Origin of the sequence: Paenirhodobacter populi (assembly GCF_004022215.1) — a bacterium.
Taxonomy (GTDB): domain Bacteria; phylum Pseudomonadota; class Alphaproteobacteria; order Rhodobacterales; family Rhodobacteraceae; genus Rhodobacter; species Rhodobacter populi.
The window spans coordinates 15,362-39,085 of sequence record NZ_SAUZ01000017.1 but is presented as its reverse complement, the minus strand read 5'-3'; the positions used below and the strand labels follow the sequence as shown (position 1 = coordinate 39,085).

Sequence of the window (23,724 nt, the reverse complement as noted above, 5' to 3'; positions counted from 1 at the left end):
CCCTCACGTGATCCGGCCCGGGGGCGGGACCGCCGCGCCTCATTCTGCGCCGCCATCCGATGGAACGCACGCGGTTTCGGAACGCCCGCGCGGCGCCTTGCCGAAGGCGGGGGTCAACCGCAACAGGACGACCCCTTTCCCCCCTCATGCCAGTGGGCGCTGCGCGAGGTCTGCCCGATGCCGGGGTTGAGACTGTTGGTCGGGTCGATCCGGCGATAGAAATCCGCAAGCGACGGTTTGGCCTTGTAGAGATGGCCGACGTTATGCTCGGCCGGATATTCGGCCCCGCGCGCGTCGAGCAGATGCCACATCGCATGTTCCAGCGCGATGCAGTCCGTGCCCTTCTTCGCCACGTAATCCTGATGGAAGACGTGGCAGAAGAAATGGCCGTAATAGAGCTTTTTCTCGATCTGGCTGTCGATCTCGGGCGGCAGATGTTCCACCCAGTCGCGGTCGTTGCGGCGCAGCGCGATGTCCAGCGCGACGATATCCTCGACCGTGCGCTTGTGGATCGCGCGGTAGCGCCCCGCCGCGCCCGCCACGGCGAAACGATGCAGGAAGGCGGCCTTGCCCTCTTCCGCCGTGCATTCGAACATGTCGCCCTGGGCCGAGGGGAAGATTTCCCCGAACCATGCGCGGGCCTCGGCGATGCCGGTGCCGCCCATCCGCAGGATCAGGTGATGTTCGTAGCGGTCGCGCCAGTCGTTCATCCGCTTCGGCAGGTGCTGCGGCATCAGATCGGCGATGCCCTGCGCGATCCGGTCCGAGATCGTCGTGCCAAGCCCGAGCTTTTCGGTGAAGGCGTCGACGCGGGACTTGGCCTCGAAAAAGGCGGGCATCCGGTCCGTCCCGGCCTTCTGGATGAACAGGAAGGTGTCCTTGCCGTAGCGCGCCGCGATGTCATAGGCGTCGCGGTGGATGTATTCCCCGGCGATCGGCAGGCTCTCGAAACCCGACAGGATATGGCGGCGGATCTCGGTCAGTTCGGCCGGGTCGTTGGTGCCGATGTAAAAGACCGCCGTTTCCTTTTCCGCCTCGAACGTATCCAGCCGCACCGCGAAAACCGCGAGCTTGCCGGCGCAGCCCGCCGATTCATGCAGCCGCCGCGGATCGGCATTGAAACGGGCCGGCGTCTCGGCATCGACCTCGCGCACATGGTCCTTGTATTCGTGGTCCGAGGCCCAGGCGGTGCTGTCCCCGACCTCGGGCAATTCCCCCCGCTCGACACGGGCAAGGATTTCCTCGGGGTCATTGCCCAGCTCCATCCCCAGATGGTTCACCAGCGCGATGGAGCCGTCGGGCCGGATCTCGGCATAAAGCGTCATTTCCGTATAGGCCGGGCCGCGCCGGATCAGCGCGCCGCCCGAATTGTTGCAGATCCCGCCCAGAACCGAGGCCCCGATGCAAGACGATCCGATCACCGAATGCGGCTCCCGCCCCAGAGGACGCAGCGATTTCTCCAGCGTGTCGAGCGTCGCGCCCGGCAGGCACAAGACCTGCTTGCCGCCGTCGAGGTGATGGATCCCGCGCAGGCGCATCACGCTGATCAGCACGATCTCGCGGTCATAATCCTCGCCCCAGGGGGTCGAGCCGCCGGTCAGCCCGGTGTTCGCCGCCTGAAAGATCACCGCCCGGCCCGAGGCTATCGCGGTGTTGAGCGCGCGCCACATCTCGACCAGCGATCCGGGCCGCACCACCGCCGCGACCGGCCCGCCGCCAAAGCGGATCCCGCGGATATACCGCCTTGTGTGGCGCGCGGCGGTCAGCACGTTCTCCGCCCCGACAATGGCGCGGAGCGATTCGAGCAATGCGCCGCGCGGCGACGCGGGGGGCGGGAAGTCCTTCATCCGTTTCTCCTCCTCCGGGATCCGGGGTCAGTGCCTGCCGAATCCTTCCGGTAATGACCCAAGGCGGTCAGATTATCCGCCAGCCGTCAATGTGCTTCGGGCATCGGCGCGCGAAAATCCCGCGTGAAGCCGCCGCCCGGGGCCGATCCGGTCCGGGCAAATCGGCGCTGTCGGGGGCACCGGCAGAGGGCTTCGCCTCCCGCAAGTCCGGCGGGTTTCGCCCGTGCCTGAGCCATGGCCTTTGCCTGCGGCGCGGCGATCCTCTATCAAAATCCGGACGACTCGGCCGATCCGTGCGAACCGCCGCGCCCACCTGCCATACCAACGCCTGAGGGAAGATCCCATGTTCAACTTCTTTTCCGCCCGCCGGCCCTCGACGCTGACCGGCAAGGCGATGATCGCCACCTCGCATCCGCTGTCGACGGCGGCGGGGCTTGAGGTTCTGCAACGCGGCGGCAATGCCGTCGATGCGGCGATCGCGGCGGTCGCCGTGCAGGCGGTGGTGGATCCGCTGATGACCGGGATCGGCGGCGACTGCTTTGCGCTTTATGCGCCTGCGGGCGGCAAGGTCATGGCGCTGAACGGCTCGGGCCGGGCGCCCGCCGCCGCGACGGTCGCCGCGCTGAAGGCCGCCGGCCTGACCGACACGATCCCGCAGACCTCGCCCCATGCGGTCACCGTGCCGGGCGCCATTTCGGCCTGGTGCCGGTTGATGGCGGATCACGGCTCGCTGCCGCTCGCCACCATCTTCGCCCGCGCCATCGGCTATGCCGAGGACGGCTTCCGCGTGACGCCGCGCGTCGCGCAGGACTGGGCCGGCAGCAAGGCCACCGTGGCGGGCGACGAATTCGCCGCCGCCGTCTTCCTGCCCGGCGGCGCGGTGCCGGCCGAGGGGTCGCTCATCGCCCAGCCCCGCCTTGGCCGCACCCTGCGCCAGATCGCCGAAGGTGGCGCCGCCGCCTTCTACGAAGGCCCGAACGCCGCCGCCATGGTCGCCCGGCTGCAGGCGCTTGGCGGGTTGCACACGCCCGAGGATTTCGCCGCGGGCAAGGAAAGCGCCGAATGGGTGACGCCGGTCAGCGCCAATTACCGCGGCTACGACATCCACGAATGCCCGCCCAACGGGCAGGGCACGGCGGCGCTGCTGATCCTGAAGATCCTCGAAGGCTTCGACATGGCGAGCCTGTCGGAGGCCGACCGCATCCACCTGCATGCCGAGGCGACGAAGATCGCCTACCACCACCGCGACGCGCTGATCGGCGATCCCGACCATTGCCGGGGCGTGGCGGAAAGGCTGCTCTCGGACGAGGTCATCGCCACCCTGCGCGCCCGCATCGACATGACCCGCGCCGGCGCCCCCGCGCTCTGGGACGAGCCCGAGCACAAGGACACCATCTACCTCTGCGTCGTCGACGAAGAGGGCAATGCGATCTCCTTCATCAACTCGATCTTCCACGGCTTCGGTTCGGGGCATCTCGACCCGGAAACCGGGGTGCTGTTCCACAGCCGCGGCGCGTCCTTCCGGCTGATCGAGGGGCACCCGAACGCCATCGGCCCGAACAAGCGCCCGATGCACACGATCATCCCCGGCATGGTCACGCGCGGCGGCCGGGTCGAGATGCCCTTCGGCGTCATGGGCGGGCAGTATCAGGCGGCGGGCCACGCGGCCTTCCTGTCCGGGGTCATCGACCTCGGCCTCGGCCTGCAGGAGGCGATGGACCGGCCGCGCAGCTTCGCCTACGGCGGCGTGCTCGAAGTGGAACCCACCGTGCCCGAGGCCGTCCGCGCCGACCTTGCCGCGCGCGGCCACAGCATCGTCGTGGTCAAAAGCCCGATCGGCGGCAGCCAAGCCATCCGCATGGCCGACGGCCTGCTCGAAGGCGGCTCGGACAGCCGCAAGGACGGCATGGCGCTCGGCTACTGACGCGCGCCGGTCCCTGCCGTCGTTTTTCCATAAATATCCCGGGGGTGAATTTGCGCGTCAGCGCAAAGAGGGGGCTGGCCCCCTCCTCCGCCTCCCCATGCGCGCCCTTCAGGTCAGGAACAGCACCAGCCCCGGCAACAGGATGATCACCGCCACCCGCACAAGGTCGATCGCCACGAACGGCACGAGACCGCGGAAGATCGTGCCGATCGGCACATCCGGCACGACCGAGCGCAGCACGAAGGCATTCATCCCCACGGGCGGGGTGATCAGCGAAATCTCCGTCACCACGACGACGAAGATACCGAACCAGATCAGGTCGAACCCCTGCGCCGCGACGATCGGATACAGCACCGGCACCGTCAGCATGATCATCGACAGGCTCTCGAACACGCAGCCGAGCACAAGGTAGATCGCCAGAATGATCAGGATCACGCCCCAGCGGTTGCCGCCCCATGTCTCGATGAAGGCCTGAATGTCGGTCGTCATCCCCGACATGTTGACATAGTTGGAAAATGTCAGCGCGCCGAAGAGGATGAAGAACATCATCGCGGTGGTCTTCATCGTGTCGTAAAGCACGTCGAGCAGCCCCTTCCAGCTGAAGCGCCGCGACAGGATCAGCAGGAGCAGCGCCCCGCCCGCCCCCATGCCGGCGCTTTCGGTGGGGGTGAAGACGCCCAGATAGATCCCGCCCATCACATAGACAAACAGCAAGATCGCCCCGGCCGTGCCCTTCAGCGCCATGATCCGGTCCTTCAGCGGCAGCTTCGGCTCGACCGGCAGGTCATGGCCCGACAGCGCGACGGAAATCCGCACCGCGATCATGTAGCCGATCACCCCGATCACCCCCGGAATGATCCCCGCAAGGAACAGCCGCCCGATATCCTGCTGCGTCATGATCCCGTAAAAGACGAGGATCACCGAAGGCGGGATCAGGATCCCCAACGTCCCCCCCGCCGCGATCGAGGCGGTCGAAAGCCGGTCCGGGTAGCCGAATTTCCGCATCGAGGGCAGCGCGATCCGCGCCATCGTCGCCGCCGTCGCCATCGACGATCCGCAGACCGAGGAAAACGCCCCGCAGGCCAGCACCGTGGCCGAGGCGAGCCCCCCCTTGCGGTGCCGCGTCCAGGCGTAGGCGGCCTTGTAAAGCTCGCCTGCAATGCCCGATTGCACGACGAAATTGCCCATCATCAGGAACAGCGGCAGCACCGACAGCGAATAGTCCCGCCCGCTGTCGAAGAAGGTCGAGCCCAGCAGCGCCAGCGCCGGCTGCATCCCGATGATCGAGATCACCCCCACCAACCCGACAAGCGTCAGCGCGAAGGCGATCGGCATCCCCGCGAACAGCAGAACCAAGAGGACGAGAATGCCCACCTGCCAGTGATTCATGATCGTCTCCGTTCAGCGCCGCAGGTCGCGCAGCGCGACGACGGCCATGAAGACCGCCGCCACCGCGCCCGCCGTCGCGCACAGATATCCAAGCGGCGCGACCGGCAGGCGCAGCGAATTCGTGGCCCCGCCATAGCTGGCGATCTGCCCCGCATAGATCCAGATCCGCCACGAGATCACGCCAAGGATGGCAGCGGAAAGGATCGACACCAGCAGCTCCCGCCACGGCTGGATCCATCCGGGCAGGCGGTCGGTCAGGATGTCGACGGCCACATGGTCACGGTCGAGGCTGACGGCCGGCAGGCCAAGGAAGATCACCCCCACCAGCATCATTTCCGTCAGTTCGGTGGCGCCGGTGACGGGATGGGCAAAGACATAGCGCCCGATCACGTCGCAGACCGTCAGCGCCATCATCGCCATCAGCATCGTGCCGCAGACCGCCGCCAGAACCCGCCGCCCGAGGGTGCGCGGCACCGGCTCCGGCCGCTTGCCGGAAGACGGGTCCGTCTCCGGCATGCGGGGCTTGGCGTCCGCGGTGTCCGAGGTCACTTCGCCGCCTCGGCCGCGATTTCCGCCGCCAGCATGTCATGCGCCGCCTCTGCGTCGATCCCGGCCGAGGCCGCCTCGGCCAGTTTCGCATCCGTCAGCGGTTGCAGCGCGGCGCGCCATTCGGCCATCTGGTCCTCGGTCGCCGGCGAGATGGCGATCTTGCCCTCCATCTCGGCGCGGCCCGCCGCATCGGCGCGGTCCCACATCTGCCCGGCCATGCGGGCCAGCGCCTCGCCGGTCACGCTGTCGATCTGCGCCTGCTGCTCTTCGGTCAGGCTGTTCCATTTCGCCTTGTTCATGACGATGTAGAACGAGGTGTTGAACAGCCCGCCGGGGACCGAGATCGCGGTTTTCAACTGCGGGATCAGCTTGAAATAGGCGACCGATTCATAGGGGAAGGTGATCCCGTCGGCGACGCCCTGGCTGAGCAGTTCATAGGCCTTGGACGACGGCCCCTCAACCGGCACGGCCCCGAGTGCCGAGACGACCTCATGCACGATGCCGCCGCCGACGCGGATCTTGCGGTTCTTCAGAACGTCGGTCGCCGACGGATCGCCGTCCTTGAGGAAGACCTCGCCCGGACCGTGGCTGAACACCGCCAGCACCTTGACCTGATCATATTCCCCGGCGGGTTGCAGGTATTTCTCCCACACGCGCCAGTAGGCGACCGAGATATCCTCGGCGCTTTCGCCAAGGAAGGGCAGCTCGACCACATTGGTCGTCTTGAACCGGCCGGGGTTGTAGCCCTGCACGCCAAAGGTGATGTCGGCGACCCCGTTCACGGCGAAGTCGAAATGCGCGCCGGGCGGGCCGAGCGGTGCGGGCAGGATCGTGGCCTTGACCGTCCCGCCCGTCGCCTCGGCGATCTGTTCGGTCATGGGCACGATCACCTCGGACACCAGCGGATGCGAGGGCGGCAGCCAGTTCGCCACGGTCAGCGTCGTCTGCGCCGAAGCCATCGCCGCCGCGCCCAGCCAGATCGCCGTTCCGGCCCAAAGGATATGTCTGCCCATTCCGATCGTCCCCTTGCTTCGCGCCCTCTCGGGCGGTGTTGCCCGATTGTTAGAACACGGCAGGACGATGGTCCATCGGTTGCGGGCGGGAATATGCCCGGTGCGGTGAAATCCGCGCCGGGCTGCCCAATATCCGGGCGCTGCCGTCAGGCGGCCTGCGGCTTCGGATGATGCACCCGGCCGCCGTGATCCTTCAGGTAGCGGGCATAGCCCAGATCGGTGGCGTCGATCTCGGTCGCCTTGCCGGACACGATATCCGCCAGCACCCGGCCCGAGCCCGCCGACATGGTCCAGCCAAGCGTGCCGTGCCCGGTGTTCAGGAACAGGTTGCCGTATTGGGTGCGGCCGATGATCGGGGTTCCGTCGGGCGTCATCGGGCGCAGGCCGCACCAGAACTGCGCCTGTGCCGGATCGCAGGCCCCGCCGAACAGATCGGTCAGCGACTTGTCCAGCGTCGCGCGGCGCTTGGGCGTCAGGTCGAGGTTGAAACCGTTGATCTCCGCCAGACCGCCGACGCGGATCCGGTCGCCCAGACGGGTGATCGCCACCTTGTAGGTTTCGTCCATCACGGTCGAGATCGGCGCATGGTCGAAATCGGTGATCGGCACGGTCAGCGAATAGCCCTTGAGCGGGTAGATCGGCAGGTTGATGCCAAGCGGCTTCACCAGCATGGGCGAGTAGCTGCCGAAGGCCACGACGAAGGCGTCCGCGGTGATCCGTTCCGCGCCCGAGCGCGCGGCGACGATCCGCCCGCCCTCGGTTTCCAGCGCGTCGATCGCGGTGTTCCAGCGGAAGGTTACGCCCTTTTCGATCGCCAGATCGCGCAGCCGGTTGGTGAATTTGAAGCAGTCGCCGGTTTCATCGCCCGGCAGCCGCAGCGCCCCGGCGATCTGGCCCTTGAAGGCCTTCAGGCCGGGTTCCAGCGCGACGCAGCCATCGGCGTCATAAACCTCGAACGGCACACCATCGGCCTTGAGCACGGCGATATCCTTCGCCGCTGCCTCGACCTGATAGGCGTGGCGGAAGATCTGCAACGTGCCCTGCTGCCGGTCGTCATAGGTGATGCCCGTCTCGGCGCGCATGTCGCGCAGGCAGTCGCGCGAATATTCGGCGATGCGGACCATGCGGCTCTTGTTGACCGCATAGGCCTCGGCGGTGCAGTTCATCAGCATCCGCGCCATCCAGCCGAGCTTCTTCATGTCGGGCGTCAGGTTGATGACCAGTGGCGCATGTTTCTGGAACATCCATTTCAGCGCCTTCAGCGGAATGCCGGGCGCGGCCCATGGGGCGGAATAGCCGGGGCTGACCTGCCCCGCATTGGCGAAGGACGTTTCCAGCGCCGGACCCGGTTCGCGGTCGATGACCGTGACCTCATGCCCTGCCTTTGCAAGATACCATGCCGAGGTGACGCCAACGACACCCGACCCGAGAATGACGACTTTCATGGCTGCCTCGTGCCGAAGAATTGCGAGATGCCCCACTATAATCGGCGGCGATGAAAGAACTTGGCAAAGATGCCGCACATATCCACGATTGATCGACGATTGCATCGGTGCGGGATTATCGGGCGACAGATTATTCGACAGAGGCAAAAAATGGTCGAATTTTGGTGCGCGTCGCAAAGACTCAGCCGCGATCCGGGTTGCCGCAGAGTCACAGGATGCGCGCAAACGCCGGCTGCGCAAAGGACCGGCGCCCGGCCACGCGCCGTGCGCACGGAAATGCCGCGAAATGCGACAGCCGTTGACAGTTGCCGCCCGCTGCCGCAGCACAGGCGGACCGCCTTGCGCAGGAGACAGATCGTGACCCCATCCGCCGAACCGGGAACGCTGGAAATCTATCGGCGCACGCTTTTGCTGCTGGCGCGGGAAAAGGCACTGGCGGTGGGGCTGGCGCTGGCGGGGGTCGGCGTCGCGGTGGTGCAACTGGCGGAGCCGGTGCTGTTCGGGCGCATGGTGGACCGGCTGGCCGAGGGCGCGGGCGCCTTTGGCCTGATCGGGCTGTGGGCGCTGTTCGGGCTGGCGGGCATCCTGTCGAGCGCGGTTCTGGCGATCGCCGCCGACCGGCTGGCGCATCGCACCCGCATGGCGGCGCTGAGCCGGGCCTTTTCGCAGGCGATCACCCTGCCGATCAGCTATCACGCGCGGTCGGGCACCGGGGCGGTGGTGCGGGCGATCCTGTCGGGGACGGATGCGCTGTTCGCGATCTGGCTCGGCGCGCTGCGCCAGCAGATGACGGCGCTGTTCGGGGTGGCGCTGATGATCCCCACGGCCTTCTCGATGGATGCGCGGATGGCGGTGGTGCTGCTGGTGCTGGGGCTCGTCTATCTGTCCGCCAATGTCCTTGTCGTGCACAAGACCGACAGCGGGCAGAGGGTGGTGGAGCGGGTGTCCGGCGCACTCTACAGCCGGGTGGGCGACGTGCTGGGCAATGTCACCGTGGTGCAGAGCTATGGCCGCTTCGCGATGGAGATGAACGAGCTGCGCAATCTCACCTCCTCCCTGCTCGCGGCGCAATATCCGGTGCTGACGTGGTGGGGGCTGCTGACGGTGCTGACGCGGGCGGCGGCGACGCTGACGATGGTGGTGATCTTTGCCGTGGGCGCGATCTTCGCCGCGCGGGGAGAGATCAGCGTGGGTCAGATCGTGTCCTTCGGCGCCTTTGCCGGGCTGCTGGTCGGGCAATTGGATCAGCTGGCGTCCTTCGTCACCAATGTCTTTCGGCAGACCCCGGTGCTGCGCAGCTATTTCGGCCTGCTCGACGCCACCGCCGAGGTCGCCGACGGCCCCGATGCGCACCCCTTCGACGCGCCGCCCAGGGGGCATATCGTTTTCGATCACGTCAGCTACCACTTCCCCGACAGCGATCAGGGCGTGTTCGACATCGACTTCGAGGTGATGCCGGGCCAGACCGTGGCGCTGGTCGGCGCGACCGGGGCGGGCAAGACCACCTGTCTTGCGCTGTTGCAGCGCCTGCGCGATCCGGACAGCGGGGCGATTTCCATCGACGGGCGGCCCCTGCCCTCGATCACGCTGGCAGCGTTGCGCGACAATATCGCCACGGTGTTTCAGGAGGCGGGGCTGTTCAACCGCTCGATCGCCGAGAATATCCGCGTCGGCCGCCCCGAGGCCACGATGGAAGAGATCGTCGAGGCCGCGAAACTGGCCGAGGCGGATGACTTCATCCGCCACAAGCCGGGCGGCTATGAGTTCGTCATCGGCGAACGCGGCGCATCGCTGTCGGGCGGGGAACGCCAGCGGCTGGCGCTGGCGCGCGCGATCCTGAAGAACGCGCCGATCCTGGTGCTGGACGAGGCGACATCGGCGCTCGATTCAGTGACCGAGGCCCGGATCAAGCGCGCCATCGACCGGCTGCGGACGGACCGCACCACCCTGATCATCGCGCACCGGCTGTCGACCGTGGCGGATGCGGACCTGATCCTTGTCTTCGATCAGGGCCGGATCGTGGAGCGGGGCGATTTCGACAGTCTGGTGCGGCGGGGCGGGCTGTTCGCGCGAATGGTGACCGAAGGCGCGATCACGACGCCGAAAGAGTGATTGGCGGGCGGGGTCAGGGGGCCAGCCCCCTCGGCGCAAGCGCCTCACCCCCGGGATATTTTCGGAAAGATGAAAGCAGGAAAGATCTGGCGGGCTGCAAACGGCCGGGGGCAGAGCCCGCGGCCTAGTCCGCCCAGAAGGCGATGCCGCGCGCCTGCAGCGTTGCGCGTGCCTGACGGGCGGTGGTTATCCATGCCGTCAGCTTCGGGAAGTTCCGCAGGCGCAGAGCGTCGAGGTTTTCGTCGAAGAATTCCTGCGCCTCGGGTTTCAGGGGGGGACGGCTTTCGAGATCGTCATAGGGGTGCCAGTTGGCGTTCAGCCGGGCGGCGCTGACCCGGGCGAGCAGATCGACGTAGAAATCCGGATCGCGCGGCTCCTGTGTCATATCGCGTTGGGCGACCATCGCGGGCCAGCCCTTGCGTTTCAGGTGCAGGATCTCGCGTTCCGGGGACAGGATCAGATAGTCGATGTCCTGCCCGAAGAAGCGGCGGAAATGCGTGGACAGCATGATCCGCGTGTTGCGCGTGGTCTTGAACGGATCCGTCAGGATGAAATATGCGGCCAGACAGGCATCGGCGAAGACGATATCGGAATCCTCGCCGATCACCGAGCGGTTCACCGCCGCCGCCAGCGCCAGCGCCCCGGTCAGCGCGCAGTCGCGGCCGAAGGCGACCAGCGCGGATTCGACCTCCGCACCCTCCGCGGTTTCGGCCAGCGCAAGGATCTCCTCGCTCCGGCCATCCAGAAAGGGGACGATCTTGTAGGAGACATGGCCCTCGAAGATGTCGAATTCCGTCGGGCGTCCCCGAAAGCGTCTGGTCGCGGCGGTCATGATGCGTCCGTTAGTTTCCCGGCCGCCATCCTGCCACGGGGCGGGACGGCGGCCAAGGGGTCAGCGGACGAGCGAGTCGGCACTGATTTCCGCGATCGAGCGCGCGCCGGTCAGCGCCATCGCCACCCGCATCTCCTTCGCCACGAGGTCGAGCATATGGCCGACCGCCGACTCGCCCCCGGTGGCGAGGGCGTAGACGAAGGCGCGCCCCATCATCGCCACATCGGCCCCGAGCGCGATCATCCGCACCACGTCGAGGCCCGAGCGCACGCCGCTGTCGGCAAGGATCGTCAGGTCGCCCTTGACCGCATCGGCGATCGCCGGCAGCGCCCGGGTCGAGGACAGCACCCCGTCGAGCTGCCGCCCGCCGTGGTTCGACACGATAATCCCGTCCGCCCCGAAACGCACCGCGTCGCGCGCATCTTCCACGTCCAGAATGCCCTTGATCAGCATCGGTCCCTTCCAGAACTCGCGGATCCATTCCAGATCGGACCAGCTGATCGACGGGTCGAAATTCGCCCCGAGCCAGCCGATGTAATCCTCGAGCTTCGTCGGCTGGCCGCGATAGGCGGAGATGTTGCCCAGATCGTGCGGCTTGCCGTGGATGCCCACGTCCCAGGCCCATTGCGGATGCGTCACCGCCTGCCAGTATTGCCAGTATTTGGCATTCGCCCCCGACATGTGGGAATGCAGGTCGCGGTAGCGCGCGCCGGGCACCGGCATGTCCACCGTGAAGACCAGCGTGGTGATCCCCGCCGCCTGCGCGCATTCGAGCGCGTTCTTCATGAAGCCGCGGTCCTTCAGCACGTAAAGCTGGAACCAGATCGGCGCGGGGGACTGGGACTGCACCTCCTCGATCGGGCAGACCGAGACGGTGGAGAGGGTGAAGGGCACCCCGCGCGACGCCGCGGCCTTCGCCGCCTGCACCTCGCCGCGGCGGGCATACATGCCGGTCAGCCCCACCGGCGACAGTGCCACCGGCATGGCGAATTTCTGGCCCAGCACCTCGGTTTCAAGGCTCAGCTCCGCCACGTTCTTCAGGATCCGCTGGCGCAGGGCGATTTCCGACAGATCCGAGACATTGCGCCCGAGCGTGTATTCCGCATAGGCGCCGCCGTCGATGTAATGGAACAGGAAGGGCGGCAGCCTGCGGCGCGCCGCCTCGCGGTAATCGGAAATGGACGAGATGATCATGGATACGGTCTCAACTCCTGGAGGTGATATGCGCCGCGCGGGCGGCACGGGCACGGTCTTTGCGCGCCAGATCGTCGTCAATCTGCCGGATCGAATTCTCGATGAAGGTCAGATGCGTGTCCGAGGCGCCGCGCGCCGCCTCGGCATCGCCGGCGACGATCGCGTCGTATAGCGCGCGATGCTGCTGCGCGAGACCCTCGGCCATGCGCGGCAGCAGGTAGAGCTTTTCGAGGCTCTGCGAGATCGAGCTTTGCAACAGGCCGAGCAGGCTCGACATGACATGGCGCAGGATGGCGTTGTTCGAGGCTTCGGCGATGGCGAGGTGGAAGGCCGCGTCGCGGCGCGCCTGTTCCCGGGCGTCGCCGTTGCCGTAGGTGGCCTCCATCTCTTCCAGCCGCTCGCGGATCCGCCGCCGGGCGGTATCGTCCGCCCGCAGCGCCGCGTAATAGGCCGCCGTGCCTTCGAGCGCGGTGCGCACCTCCATCACGTCATGGCCGTATCCGACATGTTCGGCGACCAGCGCGGAGAGGGGCGTGCCAATGGCTTCCTCGGCCCAGGTCTGCGGCAGGGGCTGCGCGACGAAAATGCCGGTCTTGCGCACCTCGATGATCTGGCGCGCGACAAGCTGCCGGATCGCCTCGCGCAGCGAGGCGCGCGAGGCGTTCATCGTCTGCGCGAGGGTCCGTTCGGACGGAAGCCGGTCGCCCGGCTTCAGCCCCTTGTTCGGGATGAGCGCCTCGATCTCCTTTTCGAGGCGCTCGGCCACACGCAGTCTCGGCTGTGGCTCCGCCGTGGTCATGGGATCATCCAGGGGAACACATAGGCCTGCAACGTGGTGACGATGCCGATGATCGTACACATCGCCAGCGAGTGCTTGACCGTGAAGCGGAACAGGTCGGATTCCCGTCCGATGATCCCCACCGCCGCACAGGCGATGGCGATCGACTGCGGCGAGATCATCTTGCCCGTCACGCCGCCGGTGGTGTTCACCGCGACAAGCAGCACGTCGGGCACGCCGATCTGGTGCGCGGTCGTCGCCTGCAAGGCCCCGAACAGCGCGTTCGACGAAGTATCCGAGCCGGTCACGAACACCCCGAGCCAGCCGAGGAACGGCGAGAAGAAGGTGAAGGCGTGCCCGGTATGCGCCAGCGCCAGCGCCAGCGTTGCCGAAAGGCCCGAATAGTTGGCGAGGAAGGCGAAGGCCAGAACCATGCCGATCGAGTAGATCGGGATCATCAGGGTCTTGAGCGTGTCGCCGAACACCTCGACCGCCTTGGAGGGCTTCACCTTCAGCACCACGATCGAGATCAGCGCCGCGATCAGGATCGCCGTGCCCACCGCCGACAGCCAGTCGAACTTGTAGACGGCGGCGAAGGGTGTGGGCTCGGCCACGATCGGCTGGGTCTTCAGCACGATGTTGTCAAGGAGCGGCACATGGATCGAGGCAACCCAGTTCGACATCGCGCCATTCGGGGCGAACAGCCGCTTGAAGGGCGCGAGGCTCCAGATCGTGACCATCACGGTCAGGATGATGAAGGGCGACCAGGCCTTGAAGATCTGGCCCGAGGTGAAGGTCTTCGAGGTGTCGACGGGCGCGATCTCGGCGCCGCTCGCGTCACGTTCGACGTCGAAGCGGAAGATGCGCTTCGGCTTCCACACGCGCAGGAACAGCGGCAGGGCGATCAGCGCGGCGATGGCGGCGGTGATGTCGGGCAGCTCCGGGCCGATGAAGTTGGCGGTGAGGAACTGGACGGTGGCGAAGGTGATGCCGCAGACAAGGATCGCGGGCCAGGTTTCCTTCACGCCGCGCCAGCCGTCCATGATCATGATCAGCCAGAACGGCACGATGATCGACAGAAGCGGCAGCTGACGCCCGGCCATCTGGCCGATGTGGAACGGGTCGATGTTGCTGACCTGACCGGCGACGATGATCGGGATCCCCATCGCGCCAAAGGCGACCGGCGCGGTGTTGGCGATCAGGCACAACCCCGCGGCGTAAAGCGGCTTGAAGCCCAGCCCCACCAGCAGCGCCGCGGTGATCGCCACCGGCGCGCCGAAACCCGCCGCGCCTTCAAGGAAGGCACCGAAGGCGAAACCGACGAGCAGCATCTGCAGGCGCTGGTCCTCGGTCACGCTGAGGATCGAGCTGCGGATGATGTCGAACTGCCCCGTCGCCACGGTGAGCTTGTAGAGGAAGACCGAGCTGACGATGATCCACGCGATCGGCCACAGGCCATAGAAGAACCCGTAGACGCCGGAGGCCAGCGCCGCGGACACCGGCATGCGATAGACGAGGATCGCGATCAGCAGCGTCAGAAGGACGGTGATCGTTCCCGCCATGTATCCCTTCAGCCGAAGGAACGTGAGGGCGACGAAAAAGAAAATGATCGGAATCGCGGCGACCAGCGCCGAAATCCAGATATTGCCCAAAGGAACATAATCCTGAGCCCAGGTCATGTGAGACTGTCCTCCTCCCAGAGTATGGTCGGACCATAATGGCCCAATATCGGGGTATGATTGCGAAGCGCCCCGCCAAGTCAAACATTTATTTGCGGAATTTCAGTAGCTTGGTCTGACCACGACGGAATGGGGGACCGTGCGCTCCGTCCAAAGCCCTGATTTTACAGGGCCGCCGCTCAAGATTCCGTGAGTTATGACTTTACGTCATCTTGTCGGGCGACGTAATTTTCTTGCGCTCAGGTTTCGCCGGATCGGACTGCGGCGGATGGTCGCGCCCCCTTGCGCCGCCCGGATCGCCCGAATCAGCGCCGCCGGAACGCGAAACGGCGCCCGGATTGACCCGGGCGCCGCTGATCGCGAGTGGTAGTGGTCTGTGTTACTTCTGCTGTGCCAGCCAGTGGTCGATCCCGGCCTGCGCGACGGCCTGATCCTGCGCGGGCGTGCCCGAGGACACGCCGATGCCGCCAACGACCGCACCGTCGAAGGCGATGGGCAGGCCGCCGCCCACGACCATCAGCCGCCCGCCGATGGCCGAGAAGATGCCGTAGGCGGGCGCGCCCGGCTGGCTCGATGCGCCGTATTCATGCGTGGCCTTCTTCGCCCCGGCGGCGGTGAACGCCTTGTCGAGCGCGATGGTCGTCGAGGTGACCTTGCCGCCCTCCATCCGCTCAAAGGCGATGAGCTGGGCGCTTTCGTCGACCACGGCGATGCACATCGGCACGCCGATCTCGCGCGCATGGGCCTCGGCCCCGGCGATCAGGACGCGGGCGTCTTCAAGGTCGAGTCGGGTGATGGTCTTCATGATTTCCTCCTCACTGGGCCTTCGCCACGCGCCGCCAGGCGTGCAGCAGGGGTTCGGTATAGCCCGAGGGCTGGGTCGTGCCTTCGATGATGAGCGCACGCGCCGCCTTGAAGGCCGGGCCGTCATAGCCCGGCGCCATCGGGACATAGGCCGCATCCTTGGCGTTTTGCCGGTCCACCGCAATGGCCATCCGGCGCAGGCTCTCGTCGATCTGTTCCTCGGTGATCAGCCCGTGCAGCAGCCAGTTCGCCAGGAACTGGGCCGAGATCCGCAGCGTCGCCCGGTCCTCCATCAGCGCCACATCGTCGATGTCCGGCACCTTGGAGCAGCCGATGCCCTGATCGACCCACCGCACCACATAGCCAAGGATTGACTGGCAGTTCAGGTCGATTTCCCGCGCGATGCGTTCGGCCGACAGATTGCGCGGCCCCATCAGCGGCGGGGTCATCAGCGCGTCGAGGCTGGCGCGTTCGCGTTTCGCCAGTTCGTCCTGCCGGGCGGGCACGTCGACCTGATGATAGTGGACGGCGTGCAGCGTCGCGGCGGTCGGGCTCGGCACCCAAGCGGTGGTGGCGCCGGCCAGCGGATGGCCCTGCTTGGTCGCCAGCATCTCGGCCATGGCGTCGGGCTTCGCCCACATGCCCTTGCCGATCTGGCCCTTGCCGCGCAGCCCCGTCGCCAGACCCGCATCGACATTCCCGGCCTCATAGGCGGGCAGCCAGGCGGCATCCTTCATCTCCGACTTCGGCAGCACGGGGCCTGCCTGCATGACGGTGTGGATCTCGTCCCCGGTGCGGTCGAGGAAGCCGGTGTTGATGAACACGATCCGCCCTTTCAGCGCGCGGATACATTCGCGCAGGTTGGCCGAGGTGCGGCGCTCCTCGTCCATCAGGCCCAGCTTCACCGTGCCGCGTGCGAGGCCGAGGATATCCTCGACCCGCGCATAGGTGCGGTCGGCGAAGGCCGCCTCTTTCGGGCCATGCATCTTCGGCTTGACGATATAGACCGAACCGGCGCGGGAATTGCGCGGACCTTCGGTCTTTTGCAGGTCGTGCAGCGCGGCGGCGACGGTGACGATGGCATCCATCATCCCCTCGGGCGTTTCCTGCCCGTCGAGCAGCACGGCATCCGTCGTCATCAGATGGCCGACATTGCGGCTCAGCAGCACCGCGCGCCCCGGCAGGGTCAGCGTGCCGCCATTCGGCGCGGTGAAGCTGCGGTCCGGGCCCAGCCGCCGGGTCAGGGACTTGCCGCCCTTCTCGAAGGTCTCGACCAGATCGCCCTTCATCAGGCCCAGCCAGTTGGTGTAGGCCGCCACTTTGTCCTCGGCGTCCACGGCGGCGATCGAATCCTCGCAGTCCTGAATGGCGGTCAGCGCCGCTTCCAGCACCACATCGCGCAGGCCCGAGGCCGAAGCCTTGCCGACCGGATGCGCGGGATCGAAGACCAGTTCGATATGCAGCCCGTTCTGGCGCAGCAGGATCGACCGCTGGTCACCCTCGCCCGAGAAGCCGACGAACCAGTCGGGATCCGTCAGCCCGGTTTCCGCGTCGCCCAAGGTGGCGACCACCTTGCCACCCTCGACCCGGTAATCCGTCACATCCTTGTGCGAGCCTTCGGCCAGCGGCACCGACTGGTCAAGGAAATCCGCTGCCCAGGCCACCGCCTGCGCCCCCCGCGCCGCGTCATAGCCCGGCCCCTCGGCCTGTCCCGGCAGAGCATCGGTGCCGTAAAGCGCGTCATACAGCGATCCCCACCGCGCATTCGTCGCGTTCAGCGCGAAGCGCGCGTTCATCACCGGCACGACAAGCTGCGGCCCGGCGACGGCGGAAATCTCCGGGTCGCTCGGCCCGGTCTCGACCTTGAAATCCGGCCCTTCGGGCAGCAGATAGCCGATCTCGCGCAGGAAGGACTGCCATTCGGCATTGTCCCAGTCCTTGCCGCGATGCGCCGTCAGCCAGTCGTCGATCCGCTTTTGCAGATCGTCCCGTTCCGCCAGCAGCGCGCGGTTCTCCGGCGCGAGGTCGCGCAGGAGGCCCGCATAGCCCGTCCAGAAGGCCTCCGCCGTCACCGGCAGACCGGGCAGCAGTTTTTGTTCCACGAAATCCGCAAGGACCGGCGCCACCGCCAGCCCCGCACGCGAGACACGATCCGTCATCTCTTTTCTCCTCATTTGCGGAACAGTTAGGCGCAGGGGCGGGCGCAGTTCCAGTTTGGCGTTTGACTTTTCCACGATACGGAATACCAATCGCGGAATGGAAAAGACCGGAACCGTTCAGGCCGTCGACAGGGCCCTTCAATTGCTGGAAACGCTCGCCATCCATCCCGACGGCGTGCGTTTGTCAGATATCGCGCGCGAGGTCGGGCTGGCGCCCTCGACCACGCACCGGCTGCTGACGACGCTGGAACAGCGGGGCTTCGCGCAGTTCGACCCGGCGAAGACGCATTGGCACATCGGGCGCAAGGCCTTTGTCGTCGGCGTCGCCTATACCCGCTGGCAAAGCTTCATCGCCGCCGCCACGCCCTACCTGCGCCGCCTGCGCGACATGAGCCGCGAGACCGCCAACCTCGGCGTGCTCGAAGACGGCGAAGTCATTACCGTGGCCCAGGTCGAAAGCCGCGAGATCATCCGCGCGATCGCTCCCCCCGGCGGCCGCGCCCCGGTGATGAATTCCGGCATGGGCAAGGCGATCGTCGCCACCTGGCCCGATGCGGCGATCGAGGAATTGCTGGCCCGCCATCCCCTGCGCCCGATGACCCGCCACAGCCTGCATTCGCCCGAGGCCGTCTGGCAGGAAATCGCCCTGATCCGCGCCCGCGGCTATGCTTTCGACAACGAGGAATTCACCATCGGCATGCGCTGCGTCGCCGCCGTGGTCTGGTCGCCGGCGGGGGATCCGGTGGGGGCGCTGTCGGTCTCGGCCCTCGCCGCCCGGCTGGGCGAGGCGGATATGGCCGCACTCGGCGAAAAGGTGCGCGATCAGGCGCGGGCGCTGACCGGCGTGCTTGGCGGCACCGTCTCGGCGGGAAACGCATAGGCCGGACCTCAGGAATTCCGAAACAAACCCCTTTTCGTGTTTCCATAAATATCCCGGGGGTGAGGCGCTTGCGCCGAGGGGGCTGGCCCCCTTGCGACCTGTCCGTCTGCGCGACCGGATGCGGCCGGAAACGCACCCGGACTCCGAACCGCTGATATCGCGGATAGCGAGCAGGGGGCCAGCCCCCTCGCCCGTTCCGGGCTCACCCCCGGGATATTTATGGAAACACGAAAGAGGAGGCGCGGCGCCTTTTCAGCCGGGCACTCCGACCCCTCCCCGTTGCAGCCGGCGCAGGGACAGGTCGAGCTTTTCCTGCGCCATGCGGACTTCGCGCGCCGCCTGCCGCAGATAGGTCAGGTGGTCATGCGCCGCCGCCTGCGCCCGTTTTGCATCGCCGTCGAGGATCGCCTGCGCGATGGCGACGTGCTGATCACGCAGGGTCTCGCGGATCGTCGGGATGGAAAACAGCCGCCCGCGGTTCTGGATCACATCCTGGCGTAGCGAATCCGACAGCGCCCGCATGATCTGCAGCAGGACGAGGTTGTGGCTGGCCTCGTAGATGAGCTGATGCAGTTCGGTATCTGCATCGGCCTCTTCCTGCGGGTCGGCGGCGGCATGGGCGCGCGCGATCCGGTCGAGGCATTCGCGCAGCCGGTCGCGGTCGATGTCGTTCGCGCGCACCGCAGCATAGGCCGCCGCCGAACATTCGACGATGTCGCGGAATTCGAGGTAGTCGTCCGCCACCTCGCCATGTGCGGCCAGCAGCGCGATCAGCGGATCGGTGATGCTGGTGCCGAGCGGCGCCACCTCCAGCCCCCGGCCCGCGCCTTGCCGCAAGAGCCCCTTGTCGACGAGAATCCTCAGCCCGTCGCGCAGCGTCGGGCGCGAAACCGCGAATTGCTCGGCCAGATCGCGTTCGGACCGCAGGGGCTCGCCGGGAACGAGCGACCCTTCGAGGATCAGCGCCTCGATATGGCGCGCCACGACCTGCGCGGCGGGTTCGGATTTCAGGGGTATCGCCATCACATGCCCTCTTTGCGCCAGCCGACGCCACGTCGCCGATAATGGTATATTGACTTTTCCCCGGAATCGAGTGGTAAAATAATTTTACCAGCCGGCAGGAGGATTCCGGCTGTCGCGGGCCGCGCGGAGGAGGAGCGGGCCGTCCTTCCACGCACGCGGGGGCCCCGCCCGCCAGCCAGGAGCATCGCATGTCCACCATCGCCATGCCCGCCCCGGATCAGGCCATCCTGAACCGCAAGGAAGAGGTCGTCGCCGCCCTGCGCGCCGCATTGCCGGCGGAACTCGTGATTTCCGACCCGGCCGAGACCCACGCCTACGAATGCGACGCGCTGACGGCCTATCGCTGCCCGCCGCTGGCGGTCGTCCTGCCGCGCACCACGGCCGAGGTGGCGGCGGCGATGACGGTCTGCCATGCCCACGGCATTCCGGTGGTGCCGCGCGGCGCGGGCACCTCGCTTGCCGGGGGGGCGCTGCCGACGGCGGACAGCGTCATCATCTCGACCCTGCGGCTGCGGGGCTATCTGGAGATCGACACCGACAACCGCTTCATCCGGGTGCAGACCGGGGTGACGAACCTGTCGGTCAGCGGCGAGCTGGACCCGCACGGGTTCTTCTACGCGCCGGACCCCTCGTCGCAGCTTGCCTGCACCATCGCGGGCAATATCGCGATGAATTCGGGGGGCGCGCATTGCCTGAAATACGGCGTCACCACCAACAACCTGATGGGCGCGACGGTGGTGCTGACCACGGGCGAGGTGATCGAGCTGGGCGGCACCGAGATGGGGCCCGAGGGGCTGGACCTGCTGGGCCTGATCTGCGGGTCCGAAGGCCAGCTTGGCATCGTGACCGAGGCGGTCCTGCGCATCCTGCCCAAACCCGAGGGCGCCCGCCCCGTCCTGATCGGCTATGACAGCGCCGAGGTCGCGGGCGAATGCGTGGCCAAGATCATCCGCTCCGGCGTCATCCCGGTCGCGATCGAATACATGGATGACGTGGTCGTGCGCGCGGTCGAGGATTTCGTCCATGCCGGCTATCCCACCTGCACGGCGGTGCTGATCGTCGAGGTCGAGGGATCGCCCGACGAGATCGACCACCAGATCGCCCTGATCCGCGAGATCGCCGACACCTTGAACCCTGTCGAATTCCGCGAGGCCCGCAACGGCGACGAGGCGATGGCGATCTGGAAGGGCCGCAAGTCGGCCTTCGGCGCGATGGGGCGGATCAACGATTACATGTGCCTCGACGGCACGGTGCCGGTTTCGCAACTGCCCTACACGCTGCGCCGGATCGGCGAATTGTCGAAGGAACACGGGCTGGAGGTCGGCAACGTTTTTCACGCGGGCGACGGCAACATGCATCCGCTGATCCTGTTCAACGCCAACACCCCCGGCGATCTGGAACGGGCCGAGGCCTTCGGCGCCGACATCCTGCGGCTGTGCGTCGAGGTCGGCGGCTGCCTGACCGGCGAGCATGGCGTGGGCGTGGAAAAGCGCGACCTGATGACCGTGCAATACACGGATGACGACCTGTCGATCCAGATGGCGGTGAAGGATGTCTTCGATCCCGACTGGCTGCTGAACCCCGCCAAGGTCTTCCCGCTGCAATCGAGCGCGGCACATCGCAGCGCGGAGGCCCGTTGAATGACAGTGCAAGACGAGATGCTCGCCCCCGCGAGCGAACAGGAGCTTTCCGAGGTTATCGCGGAAGCCCATGCCCGGCGCACGCCGATCGGCATTTTCGGCGGCGGCACGCGGATCGAGGGGCGATCCCCCGAATGGCTGACCCTGTCCACCGCCCGCCTGTCCGGCGTCGTCACCTATGAACCGGGCGAGATGACCCTGATCGTCCGCCCCGGCACGTCGGTGTCCGAGATCGAGGAGATGCTCGCCCGCGAAAACCAGTCCCTTGCCTTTGAACCCGCCGACCTGCGCGGCGTGCTTGGCGGCAACGGCACACCGACGATCGGCGGCGTGGTGGCGGCGAACGATTCCGGTCCGCGCCGGCTGCGGGTCGGCGCCTGCCGCGACCATCTTCTGGGCGTGCGTTTCGTCGACGGTCAGGGGCGGATCCTGAAGAACGGCGGCCGGGTGATGAAGAATGTCACCGGGCTCGATCTGGGCAAGGTGATGTGCGGCTCGTTCGGCACGCTCGGAGTGCTAACAGAGGTGGTGATGAAGACCCTGCCCGCCGCCCGCGCGACGGAAACGCTGGCGCTGCCGGGGCTGAGCGTCGCGCAGGCGGTCGAGGTGTTTTCCGTGGCGCTTGCCACGCCCTATGACATCGCCGGGGCCGCATGGCGCGACGGCACCGCCTATCTGCGGATCGAGGGGCTGGACCGGCAGGTTCCCTATCGCAGCGAAAAGCTGCGCGCGATGTTCCGCAACCGCGAGATCGACCAGATCGACGCCGAGGGAACCCGCGCGCTGTGGCGGTCGCTGCGCGAGCTTGACCATTTCGCCGGGACGGCGGCGCCCTTGTGGCGGCTGATGGTGCGTCCGACCGATGCGGGGGCGATCACCGGGCGGCTCGCGGCGCTTGGCGGGGCCTTCTCGCTCGACTGGGGGGGCGGGCTGATCTGGTATTGCGGACCGGGCAGCGGGACGCAGCTGCGCGCGGCGCTGCCTTCGGGCCATGCGACGCTGATCCGGCGCGGCGGGGCCGAAGGACCTGCCTTCACGCCCCCGCCACCCGTCGTCGCCCGCCTTTCCGACCAGTTGCGCCGCACGTTCGATCCGGCGCGGATCCTCAATCCCGGCCTGATGGACGCCTGACATGCAAACCACCTTTACGCCGGAACAACTGGCCGACAGCGCGACCCGCCGCTCGAACGAGATCCTGCGCAGTTGCGTCCATTGCGGCTTCTGCACCGCCACCTGCCCGACCTATCAGGTGCTGGGCGACGAACTCGACAGTCCGCGCGGGCGGATCTACCTGATCAAGGACATGCTGGAAAACGACAAGGTGCCGGATGAGGCGACCGTCCGGCATATCGACCGCTGCCTCGGCTGCCTCAGCTGCATGTCCACCTGCCCTTCGGGCGTGGATTACATGCATCTGGTGGACCACGCCCGCAGTTATATCGAGCAGAAATACGAACGCCCCCTGCGCGACCGCCTGCTGCGCGGCCTGCTGGCGTGGATCCTGCCCTATCCGGGGCGGTTCCGGCTGGCGCTGAAGGGGGCTCGGCTTGCCCGGCCGTTCCGGCGGCTGCTGCCCGACGAACGGCTGCGTGCGATGATCGACATGGCGCCGGCGGCGACCCCGGCGCCCAGCCCGAATGACGCGCCTCAGGTCTTTGCGGCGCAGGGCGCGCGCAGGAAGCGCGTGGCGCTGCTGATCGGCTGCGCGCAGCGGGCGCTGAACACTGACATCAACGATGCGACCATCCGCCTGCTGCGGCGTCTGGGATGCGAGGTGGTGGTGCCCAAGGGGCTTGGCTGCTGCGGAGCGCTGCCGCAGCACATGGGCAAGGAGGAACAGGCCCACGGCCTTGCCGCCGACAATATCCGGGCCCTGATGGCCGAGGTGAAGGGTCAGGGGCTGGATGCCGTGATCATCAACACCTCGGGCTGCGGCACGACGGTCAAGGATTACGGGCAGATGTTCCGCGACGGTCCGCTGGCGCAGGACGCGGCAAAGGTCGCGGCTCTGGCAAAGGACGTGACGGAATTCGTCGCCACGCTCGGGCTTGGCCCGGCATCCAATGCCGTGCCGCTGCGTGTCGCCTATCATTCCGCCTGCTCGCTGCAACACGGCCAGCAGATCAAGGCGACGCCGAAGGAACTGCTGTCCGCCGCCGGCTTCACCGTGGTCGAGCCGCGCAACGGCCATCTGTGCTGCGGCTCCGCCGGGACCTACAACCTGTTGCAGCCAAAGATCTCGGCCGAGCTGAAAGCCCGCAAGGTCGAAACGCTGGAGGAGCTGAAACCCGATGTCATCAGCGCCGGCAACATCGGCTGCATGATGCAGATCGGCTCGGCCACCGGGGTTCCGGTGATCCATACGGTCGAGCTGCTGGACTGGGCGACCGGCGGGCCCAAACCGCGCGCTCTGGCTGGCCGTGCCGCTGCCTGACACCGGATTCGGAGCGCCTTTT

18 protein-coding genes are annotated in these 23,724 nt (G+C 67.0%); 6 read left to right on the top strand and 12 right to left on the bottom strand.

Annotation, left to right across the window (positions count from 1 at the left end):
* Positions 1 to 113: 113 nt before the first annotated feature.
* Positions 114 to 1,847: a D-lactate dehydrogenase gene (dld, locus tag D2T30_RS14710; protein WP_128209496.1), complete on the bottom strand. Its 1,734-nt coding sequence runs from the start codon at positions 1,845 to 1,847 to the stop codon at positions 114 to 116.
* A 343-nt stretch (positions 1,848 to 2,190) separates the two neighbouring features.
* Between dld and D2T30_RS14705 the strand changes: the two genes are divergently transcribed.
* Complete coding sequence (locus tag D2T30_RS14705; protein WP_128209495.1) at positions 2,191 to 3,771, top strand: gamma-glutamyltransferase family protein; 1,581 nt, start codon at positions 2,191 to 2,193, stop codon at positions 3,769 to 3,771.
* Between the two features lie 108 nt (positions 3,772 to 3,879).
* Here the strand turns inward: D2T30_RS14705 and D2T30_RS14700 are convergent, their stop codons facing one another.
* The 4 genes from D2T30_RS14700 to D2T30_RS14685 form a co-directional block, all read right to left on the bottom strand.
* Positions 3,880 to 5,160: a TRAP transporter large permease gene (locus D2T30_RS14700; RefSeq protein ID WP_128209494.1), complete on the bottom strand. Its 1,281-nt coding sequence runs from the start codon at positions 5,158 to 5,160 to the stop codon at positions 3,880 to 3,882.
* A 12-nt stretch (positions 5,161 to 5,172) separates the two neighbouring features.
* Complete coding sequence (locus D2T30_RS14695; RefSeq protein ID WP_241648255.1) at positions 5,173 to 5,709, bottom strand: TRAP transporter small permease; 537 nt, start codon at positions 5,707 to 5,709, stop codon at positions 5,173 to 5,175.
* Positions 5,706 to 6,722 (bottom strand): TRAP transporter substrate-binding protein, encoded by a 1,017-nt coding sequence (locus D2T30_RS14690; protein ID WP_128209493.1) that lies wholly within the window; start codon positions 6,720 to 6,722, stop codon positions 5,706 to 5,708. The genes D2T30_RS14695 and D2T30_RS14690 overlap by 4 nt, the downstream gene beginning before the upstream one ends.
* 146 nt (positions 6,723 to 6,868) lie before the next feature.
* The gene (locus tag D2T30_RS14685; protein ID WP_128209492.1) at positions 6,869 to 8,167 is read right to left on the bottom strand and encodes a D-amino acid dehydrogenase; all 1,299 of its coding nucleotides are present in this window, start codon (positions 8,165 to 8,167) and stop codon (positions 6,869 to 6,871) included.
* 357 nt (positions 8,168 to 8,524) lie between these two features.
* On the opposite strand from D2T30_RS14685, the gene D2T30_RS14680 reads away from it, so the two are divergent.
* Positions 8,525 to 10,279: a glucan ABC transporter ATP-binding protein/ permease gene (locus D2T30_RS14680; RefSeq protein WP_206612977.1), complete on the top strand. Its 1,755-nt coding sequence runs from the start codon at positions 8,525 to 8,527 to the stop codon at positions 10,277 to 10,279.
* Between the two features lie 124 nt (positions 10,280 to 10,403).
* Here the strand turns inward: D2T30_RS14680 and D2T30_RS14675 are convergent, their stop codons facing one another.
* The 6 genes from D2T30_RS14675 to D2T30_RS14650 all read right to left on the bottom strand — a co-directional run bounded on the left by D2T30_RS14675 (position 10,404) and on the right by D2T30_RS14650 (position 17,725).
* The gene (locus D2T30_RS14675; RefSeq protein WP_128209491.1) at positions 10,404 to 11,111 is read right to left on the bottom strand and encodes a hypothetical protein; all 708 of its coding nucleotides are present in this window, start codon (positions 11,109 to 11,111) and stop codon (positions 10,404 to 10,406) included.
* A 60-nt stretch (positions 11,112 to 11,171) separates the two neighbouring features.
* Positions 11,172 to 12,305 carry an FMN-dependent L-lactate dehydrogenase LldD gene (gene lldD / locus D2T30_RS14670; protein WP_128209490.1) on the bottom strand — a complete coding sequence of 378 codons (1,134 nt, stop codon included), beginning with the start codon at positions 12,303 to 12,305 and terminating at the stop codon, positions 11,172 to 11,174.
* A 10-nt stretch (positions 12,306 to 12,315) separates the two neighbouring features.
* Positions 12,316 to 13,104, bottom strand: a complete 789-nt coding sequence (locus D2T30_RS14665) for an FCD domain-containing protein (protein WP_128209489.1) — start codon at positions 13,102 to 13,104, stop codon at positions 12,316 to 12,318.
* Positions 13,101 to 14,762, bottom strand: coding sequence for an L-lactate permease (gene lldP, locus D2T30_RS14660; protein ID WP_128209488.1), 1,662 nt, complete (start codon positions 14,760 to 14,762; stop codon positions 13,101 to 13,103). The genes D2T30_RS14665 and lldP overlap by 4 nt, the downstream gene beginning before the upstream one ends.
* 379 nt (positions 14,763 to 15,141) lie before the next feature.
* Positions 15,142 to 15,567, bottom strand: a complete 426-nt coding sequence (locus D2T30_RS14655) for a GlcG/HbpS family heme-binding protein (RefSeq protein ID WP_128184833.1) — start codon at positions 15,565 to 15,567, stop codon at positions 15,142 to 15,144.
* 10 nt (positions 15,568 to 15,577) lie between these two features.
* A complete protein-coding gene (locus D2T30_RS14650; RefSeq protein ID WP_128209487.1) occupies positions 15,578 to 17,725 on the bottom strand; it encodes a malate synthase G in 2,148 nt (715 codons plus the stop codon).
* Positions 17,726 to 17,822: 97 nt separating this feature from the next.
* Between D2T30_RS14650 and D2T30_RS14645 the strand changes: the two genes are divergently transcribed.
* Positions 17,823 to 18,605 carry an IclR family transcriptional regulator gene (locus tag D2T30_RS14645; RefSeq protein ID WP_128209486.1) on the top strand — a complete coding sequence of 261 codons (783 nt, stop codon included), beginning with the start codon at positions 17,823 to 17,825 and terminating at the stop codon, positions 18,603 to 18,605.
* A 252-nt stretch (positions 18,606 to 18,857) separates the two neighbouring features.
* On the opposite strand, the gene D2T30_RS14640 is transcribed toward D2T30_RS14645, so the two are convergent.
* Positions 18,858 to 19,628: an FCD domain-containing protein gene (locus D2T30_RS14640; RefSeq protein ID WP_128209485.1), complete on the bottom strand. Its 771-nt coding sequence runs from the start codon at positions 19,626 to 19,628 to the stop codon at positions 18,858 to 18,860.
* A gap of 197 nt (positions 19,629 to 19,825) precedes the next feature.
* Here D2T30_RS14640 and D2T30_RS14635 point away from each other — a divergent pair, with 197 nt between their 5' ends.
* From D2T30_RS14635 to glcF, 3 genes are read left to right on the top strand one after another with little or no spacing between them, the layout of a single operon-like run.
* On the top strand, positions 19,826 to 21,268 hold the full coding sequence (locus tag D2T30_RS14635; RefSeq protein WP_380730293.1) for an FAD-linked oxidase C-terminal domain-containing protein: 1,443 nt from the start codon (positions 19,826 to 19,828) through the stop codon (positions 21,266 to 21,268).
* A complete protein-coding gene (locus tag D2T30_RS14630; RefSeq protein WP_241651299.1) occupies positions 21,269 to 22,399 on the top strand; it encodes an FAD-binding protein in 1,131 nt (376 codons plus the stop codon).
* A gap of 1 nt (position 22,400) precedes the next feature.
* Complete coding sequence (gene glcF, locus D2T30_RS14625; protein ID WP_128209483.1) at positions 22,401 to 23,702, top strand: glycolate oxidase subunit GlcF; 1,302 nt, start codon at positions 22,401 to 22,403, stop codon at positions 23,700 to 23,702.
* Positions 23,703 to 23,724 lie beyond the last annotated feature (22 nt).

Coding starts and splice junctions, on each gene's coding strand:
- D2T30_RS14640 (WP_128209485.1), bottom strand. CDS start 19,628: ATGGCGATACCCCTGAAATCCGAACCCGCCGCGCAGGTCGTGGCGCGC.
- D2T30_RS14645 (WP_128209486.1), top strand. CDS start 17,823: ATGGAAAAGACCGGAACCGTTCAGGCCGTCGACAGGGCCCTTCAATTG.
- D2T30_RS14655 (WP_128184833.1), bottom strand. CDS start 15,567: ATGAAGACCATCACCCGACTCGACCTTGAAGACGCCCGCGTCCTGATC.
- D2T30_RS14690 (WP_128209493.1), bottom strand. CDS start 6,722: ATGGGCAGACATATCCTTTGGGCCGGAACGGCGATCTGGCTGGGCGCG.
- D2T30_RS14700 (WP_128209494.1), bottom strand. CDS start 5,160: ATGAATCACTGGCAGGTGGGCATTCTCGTCCTCTTGGTTCTGCTGTTC.
- dld (WP_128209496.1), bottom strand. CDS start 1,847: ATGAAGGACTTCCCGCCCCCCGCGTCGCCGCGCGGCGCATTGCTCGAA.
- D2T30_RS14630 (WP_241651299.1), top strand. CDS start 21,269: ATGACAGTGCAAGACGAGATGCTCGCCCCCGCGAGCGAACAGGAGCTT.
- D2T30_RS14705 (WP_128209495.1), top strand. CDS start 2,191: ATGTTCAACTTCTTTTCCGCCCGCCGGCCCTCGACGCTGACCGGCAAG.
- lldD (WP_128209490.1), bottom strand. CDS start 12,305: ATGATCATCTCGTCCATTTCCGATTACCGCGAGGCGGCGCGCCGCAGG.
- lldP (WP_128209488.1), bottom strand. CDS start 14,762: ATGACCTGGGCTCAGGATTATGTTCCTTTGGGCAATATCTGGATTTCG.
- D2T30_RS14685 (WP_128209492.1), bottom strand. CDS start 8,167: ATGAAAGTCGTCATTCTCGGGTCGGGTGTCGTTGGCGTCACCTCGGCA.
- D2T30_RS14650 (WP_128209487.1), bottom strand. CDS start 17,725: ATGACGGATCGTGTCTCGCGTGCGGGGCTGGCGGTGGCGCCGGTCCTT.
- D2T30_RS14665 (WP_128209489.1), bottom strand. CDS start 13,104: ATGACCACGGCGGAGCCACAGCCGAGACTGCGTGTGGCCGAGCGCCTC.
- D2T30_RS14675 (WP_128209491.1), bottom strand. CDS start 11,111: ATGACCGCCGCGACCAGACGCTTTCGGGGACGCCCGACGGAATTCGAC.
- glcF (WP_128209483.1), top strand. CDS start 22,401: ATGCAAACCACCTTTACGCCGGAACAACTGGCCGACAGCGCGACCCGC.